The 5,238-nt window shown below is 42.1% G+C and carries 6 protein-coding genes; all 6 read right to left on the reverse strand.

Going from position 1 to position 5,238, the window contains the following annotated elements:
* Positions 1-45 precede the first annotated feature (45 nt).
* Positions 46-561: a UpxY family transcription antiterminator gene (locus ACMJ0U_RS08125; RefSeq protein ID WP_417129474.1), complete on the reverse strand. Its 516-nt coding sequence runs from the start codon at positions 559-561 to the stop codon at positions 46-48.
* A 5-nt stretch (positions 562-566) separates the two neighbouring features.
* Complete coding sequence (locus tag ACMJ0U_RS08130) at positions 567-1,682, reverse strand: GDP-L-fucose synthase family protein (protein WP_417129476.1); 1,116 nt, start codon at positions 1,680-1,682, stop codon at positions 567-569.
* Positions 1,683-1,765: 83 nt separating this feature from the next.
* Positions 1,766-2,860 (reverse strand): GDP-mannose 4,6-dehydratase, encoded by a 1,095-nt coding sequence (gmd, locus tag ACMJ0U_RS08135; protein ID WP_417129477.1) that lies wholly within the window; start codon positions 2,858-2,860, stop codon positions 1,766-1,768.
* A 92-nt stretch (positions 2,861-2,952) separates the two neighbouring features.
* A complete protein-coding gene (locus tag ACMJ0U_RS08140; protein WP_417129479.1) occupies positions 2,953-3,396 on the reverse strand; it encodes a lipocalin-like domain-containing protein in 444 nt (147 codons plus the stop codon).
* A 13-nt stretch (positions 3,397-3,409) separates the two neighbouring features.
* Positions 3,410-4,897: a capsule assembly Wzi family protein gene (locus ACMJ0U_RS08145; protein ID WP_417129480.1), complete on the reverse strand. Its 1,488-nt coding sequence runs from the start codon at positions 4,895-4,897 to the stop codon at positions 3,410-3,412.
* A gap of 9 nt (positions 4,898-4,906) precedes the next feature.
* The coding region (locus tag ACMJ0U_RS08150) for a GNVR domain-containing protein (RefSeq protein ID WP_417129481.1) at positions 4,907-5,238 on the reverse strand (332 nt) is incomplete at its 5' end.

Consider the following 5,238-nt stretch of genomic DNA (forward strand, 5'->3'; position numbering starts at 1 on the left):
AATTATATGTAGCAATTTCCCGCCGTTTTTTATTGTTGTTCTTTTCTATAATTTCTTTACGTACCCCACAGGTATTTCTACAGTAGCATAGCCCAGATGCTCAATGCGTATCATTACCTGTGAATGATCCTCCAGTTCTACCAGTTCTCCTTGAAGGCCTTTCAAACTTCCCTTAATGACTTCCACTTTTTCTCCTGGAACCAATGGTTCACTTTGAAACCGGATAGTCTCGTCCGAAAAATCCAGCATAAACTTGAACTTTTCCATTTCCTCGTTTCGGATGATGGCAGGTCGCCGAGTCGCCGGGTCTATCAGACATCCCGTCAGTGACGGTAGGTTTTGTAATAGTTCCATACGTCCTTTCTCGTCAGTACGGATAAAAATCAGCATTGGAATCACCACTTGCTTGATTTTCTTTTTTCGGTCGCTCCATTGGCGTATTACCTCCTGTATCGGCAGAAAATGAACAATCTTCAGCATTTGAAGTTTCTCTGCTGTTTTCTTTTCGTGATGCATTCTTACATAGAAAGCATACCAATGTATTTCCTTTTTTGCTTCCATTCAGATTATACAGTCTGGTGGTTGATACAGATACCCTTTAAGTACCATTCATACAAGCGATGGATACCTTCGTCTATCTCTATTTTGTGATGCCACCCTAGGCTGTGTAACTTGCTTACGTCCGTCAGTTTGCGTAGTGTGCCGTCCGGTTTTGATGCATCCCAGCGGAGTTCACCTTTGAAGTCGATTTCTTTCATGATCTTTTCAGCTACCTCACGGATTGACACTTCCTTTCCTGTACCCACGTTGATGTGGCAGTTGCGGATTTCCGTGATGCCGTCTGCATTCTTTCGTGATGCGTCGTACGTCTGTTTGAAATCTACGTTTAGCAATACATGGACACTGGCATCTGCCATTTCTTCACTCCACAAAAATTCGCGCATTGGTTTTCCTGTTCCCCAAAGTGTGACCGCTTCTGGAGTAATTCCAAACTTTGCCAGTTTCTCCAAAATCTCCTGATGGGTGTTATTCCCGTTCACACCTTCCACCGGACGCAGGTTGATATCTTTGCACACTGCATCCCAGTTTCCTTCATTCAGGCATTTTGCCAGATGAATTTTGCGGATCATGGCTGGTAGCACATGGCTGTTCTCCAGATGGAAATTATCATTTGGCCCGTAAAGATTAGTCGGCATTACGGCAATGTAGTTGGTGCCATATTGCAGGTTAAAACTTTCGCACATCTTCAGTCCCGCAATTTTTGCGATGGCATATGGTTCGTTCGTATATTCTAGTGGGGAGGTAAGTAATACCTCTTCCTTCATGGGTTGTGGAGCCTCACGAGGATAAATACACGTGCTTCCCAGGAACAATAGTTTTTTCACTCCGTGGCGAAAACTTTCGCCAATTACGTTCTGCTGAATCTGTAAGTTTTGGTAGATAAAGTCCGCACGGTATTGCAGGTTGGCCATGATACCTCCCACATGTGCCGCAGCCAGAATCACCGCATCCGGCTGTTCCTCGTCAAAGAACTTCTTTACCGCTATCGGGTCCAGCAAATCCAGTTCCTTGTGCGAACGTCCTACTAGGTTATTATAACCTCTTTCCTTCAGGTTATTCCAGATAGCGGAACCCACCAGTCCGTGGTGTCCCGCTACATATATCTTCGCTGATTTGTCCATATTCGACAAATTAATTATTTATTGTTTCAGAGACAGAAGAACAAAAGAACATATAATCCTCATTCTTCATTATTAATTCTTCATTACTTCACGATTCCCTTCTCCAGGTACTCTGCCAGGTTTGTGCGAATCTGTTCTCCTGCCTTTTCTACGGCCACTTTCGCCATATCCGCATCCACCATGATTTTTACCAGTTCTTCAAAGGTTGTCTTCGACGGGTTCCAGCCTAACTTAGCCTTTGCCTTTGTCGGGTCACCCCAGAGGTTCACTACGTCTGTCGGTCGGTAGAAATCCTCGCTTACTTCTACCAGACATTTTCCGGTAGCTTTGTCATAACCCTTTTCGTTGATACCTTCACCCTTGAATTCCAGTTCGATACCTGCATACTTGAATGCCAGATAACAGAACTCACGTACGCTGTGTTGTACACCTGTGGCAATGACGAAATCTTCTGGCGTTTCATGTTGCAGTATCAACCACATACATTCTACGTAGTCCTTGGCATATCCCCAGTCACGTAAAGAATCCAGGTTACCCAAATACAGCTTCTCTTGTTTTCCTTGTGCAATGCGGGCAGCGGCCAATGTGATCTTACGAGTTACAAATGTCTCTCCACGGCGTTCTGATTCGTGATTGAATAAAATACCCGAGCAGCAATACATGTTGTAAGCTTCACGATATTCCTTCACAATCCAAAAACCATACAATTTAGCTACAGCATATGGGCTATAAGGATGGAACGGTGTGTTTTCATTCTGTGGTACTTCCTCCACTTTTCCGTAAAGTTCCGAAGTAGAAGCCTGGTAAATGCGGCATGTGTCTTTCAGTCCGCACAGACGGACAGCCTCCAATACACGAAGCACGCCCGTTGCATCCACGTTTGCTGTGAATTCCGGAGAGTCGAAACTTACCTGCACATGACTTTGTGCAGCCAGATTATAAATCTCAGTAGGCTGTACTTTACTAACTACCTGCAAAATACTCATTGAGTCACTCAAATCTGCATAGTGCAAGTGAAAGTTGGGTTTTCCTTCCAAATGCGCGATACGTTCGCGGAAGTCAACCGATGAACGGCGAATTGTACCGTGTACATCATAACCTTTTTCCAATAAGAATTCTGACAGGAATGAACCGTCCTGTCCTGTAATACCTGTGATTAGTGCTACTTTTCTTTCCATAAATAATCATAATTTTACTCCACAAAGATATAGAAAAGCCTCGTACTGACAATGACAGACGAGGCTTTTCTGTTGATTGAATGTCTTTTACTTTAAAATTTCTTGAACTTTAGTATGGCATAATCTGATTCTAACGTCATATATTTCCCGTTTGATTCTATTACATTGAATGTTGTATTTACGTTGTTTAATCCGTAAGGATTCAATTCCCAGACCTCTGCGGGACGTGAATTCTCAGGGGAAGCATACGTACTCATTTCTGTCATTTCAATAGTGCGAGAGGCTTCATCATATTTGTATCTTCCCCGAAAAGAAGCTAATTCTTGTGGACCTTGTTTCTCCGCAACTTCTACAACCCAAAGTTGGATACTATAATAAATACGTTCACAGTGGTGTACTTGTTTATCGGCTTTGGTCGTGAATTCCAATAACTGCCAATGTCCTTCAATATCGCTGTTGATGGACTCTTTTTTACAGCTATTGCATATTATGGTCAACAAGGCCATGCAAAATCCTATATAGAAAATTCTCTTCATAAATTCTCTTCAATTAAAAGATTATTCCTGTTCTTCTGATAGTTAGCATTCCTCCAGTGGAATTTCCCAGATAATTACCCCGGTCTATTCCTAGTGCGGCAGAGGCACTCCATCCCTTTGCCCATTTCGGTGTATAGGTGGCTTCATAGAGTGAACTGAATTGTTTTTTCTGTCGTTCAAGAGGATTATCATATGTGCCCCAGTGTCTGGCAAATGAAATCAGTATGCGATATCCCCATTCTGAGGAAGGTTGTCCGTTGATACCTAGATGATGTGCTCTTACGCGGTTACTTTTAAATGAAATGCTGTGGTCTTCATTATAGGCGGGGCCAGGTAAAAGTGGATTGCCCATACCCATTCCTTGATGTTGCCATCCACCATAGATGTAATGGTTGTAATAATTATCATTGGCGCTGATTTGATATTCAGGAAACTGTCCCCAAAAACTGTCATATAATAGAGGACCAGTTTGTTCTTTTGTACTAAGTCCTTCCCATACTGCGGAAGTTATCCAGCGATTTTTAGGAAAAGTTATTTCCAGACCGATTTGTCCATCCTTCCAGCGTCCGTATTCCCAAAACATCTGCGAAGTATCCTCAAAATAATGCTCTAGATAGGCTCGGAATTTCCAATTTCCCCAATAGTAGTTGAGTGCGAATTTCCAACTTCCCAGCATATTTCCTTCCACATTAACTTGTTCACCTCCAGGTGTATCACTTCCTCCTGCCTGAGGAAGAAAGGCTTTCCAATATGCTTTTAGATTGTCTGGCATGTCCAGTACTTTCTCCGTACTGCCATCTTCCAGTTTTTGGTATCTGTCTCCTCCAAACTGTGTTGCCATCAGGATTCCAAACTCAAATTCTAATGGTAGTTTCTCCTTGTTTCCCAGCCGAAACATGAGTGACTTGCTGTGATAGAGTACATTTTTTACGAAATACTCTCCAGGTTGTACAAAATCTTTTTGCCATCCGTTGTCTGTAAATGATCCGTATGCGATATGACCTTTAAATGCTAGCCAACCCTTGGTACCTGGTATATTCAGAAAATCTTTTATTTCTCCCCTGATTTGTGGTATTGGTTGTGTATTGGGACCTTCTACTAGCATTCCGCTGCTCAAGGCAGTATTTTTGGCTAGAGGAAATCCTGGTCGTTCTTTACTTCCAATACTTAGTGTTAGCATCTTCCAGGAAAAATCACCGTATATCTGATGAATGAATACATCCTGAGCCTGATGGATTCCACCTGCCATATCCAGCCCTGCATCGATATGCCATCCACGTTGAAATTGTTTTTTGTAGGAAATCCCTGCTAGTAAATATCCGGAATTGGAGTTTGTACTGCCTAGTCCATATCGGTTTCCCGTGAACCACAATGGGGCATACGTACCGTTTCCTGTAGTCGCTTCTAGTTCTACATGGTAGGTGAGAGAAGCGTTTTCTGTCTGTGCTTGTACTAAACTGCCAGATAATATAAGGAAGGATAAAATAGCTTTTAGTTTCATGGAATTTAATTATTCTTTTCTTAATTCATTTTTGAAATCATAGTATATATCTTTTCCAAAAAGAATCCAAGCCGCTTCAAATGCAAAAGCTAAAAAAGCAAAGGCTATAATAATCATTATCTTTTTAGGAGATACAGGAGAGAGTGGAACTGTGGCTGGCTCTACTACGGCAAATACGGGTTTTGCTTCTTGTAGTTTCCCACGTAGTACTTGAAGTTGTGCCATAGATTGGCTATAGATTTGTTCTGCTAAACTTAAATTTTTCTGTAGCCTTTCTTTTTCAGATGTCACAGTTTGGAGGATAACGTTTCGGTTTGCATCTGCGAACTTGGCATATTCCT

The organism is Phocaeicola sp. (assembly GCF_048170425.1).
In the GTDB taxonomy this organism is placed as follows: Bacteria; Bacteroidota; Bacteroidia; order Bacteroidales; family Bacteroidaceae; genus Phocaeicola.

Bases quoted from the DNA above. Each gene is read 5' to 3' on its own strand.
- ACMJ0U_RS08125 (WP_417129474.1), bottom strand. From the start codon at position 561: ATGGAAGCAAAAAAGGAAATACATTGGTATGCTTTCTATGTAAGAATG.
- ACMJ0U_RS08130 (WP_417129476.1), bottom strand. From the start codon at position 1,682: ATGGACAAATCAGCGAAGATATATGTAGCGGGACACCACGGACTGGTG.
- gmd (WP_417129477.1), bottom strand. From the start codon at position 2,860: ATGGAAAGAAAAGTAGCACTAATCACAGGTATTACAGGACAGGACGGT.
- ACMJ0U_RS08140 (WP_417129479.1), bottom strand. From the start codon at position 3,396: ATGAAGAGAATTTTCTATATAGGATTTTGCATGGCCTTGTTGACCATA.
- ACMJ0U_RS08145 (WP_417129480.1), bottom strand. From the start codon at position 4,897: ATGAAACTAAAAGCTATTTTATCCTTCCTTATATTATCTGGCAGTTTA.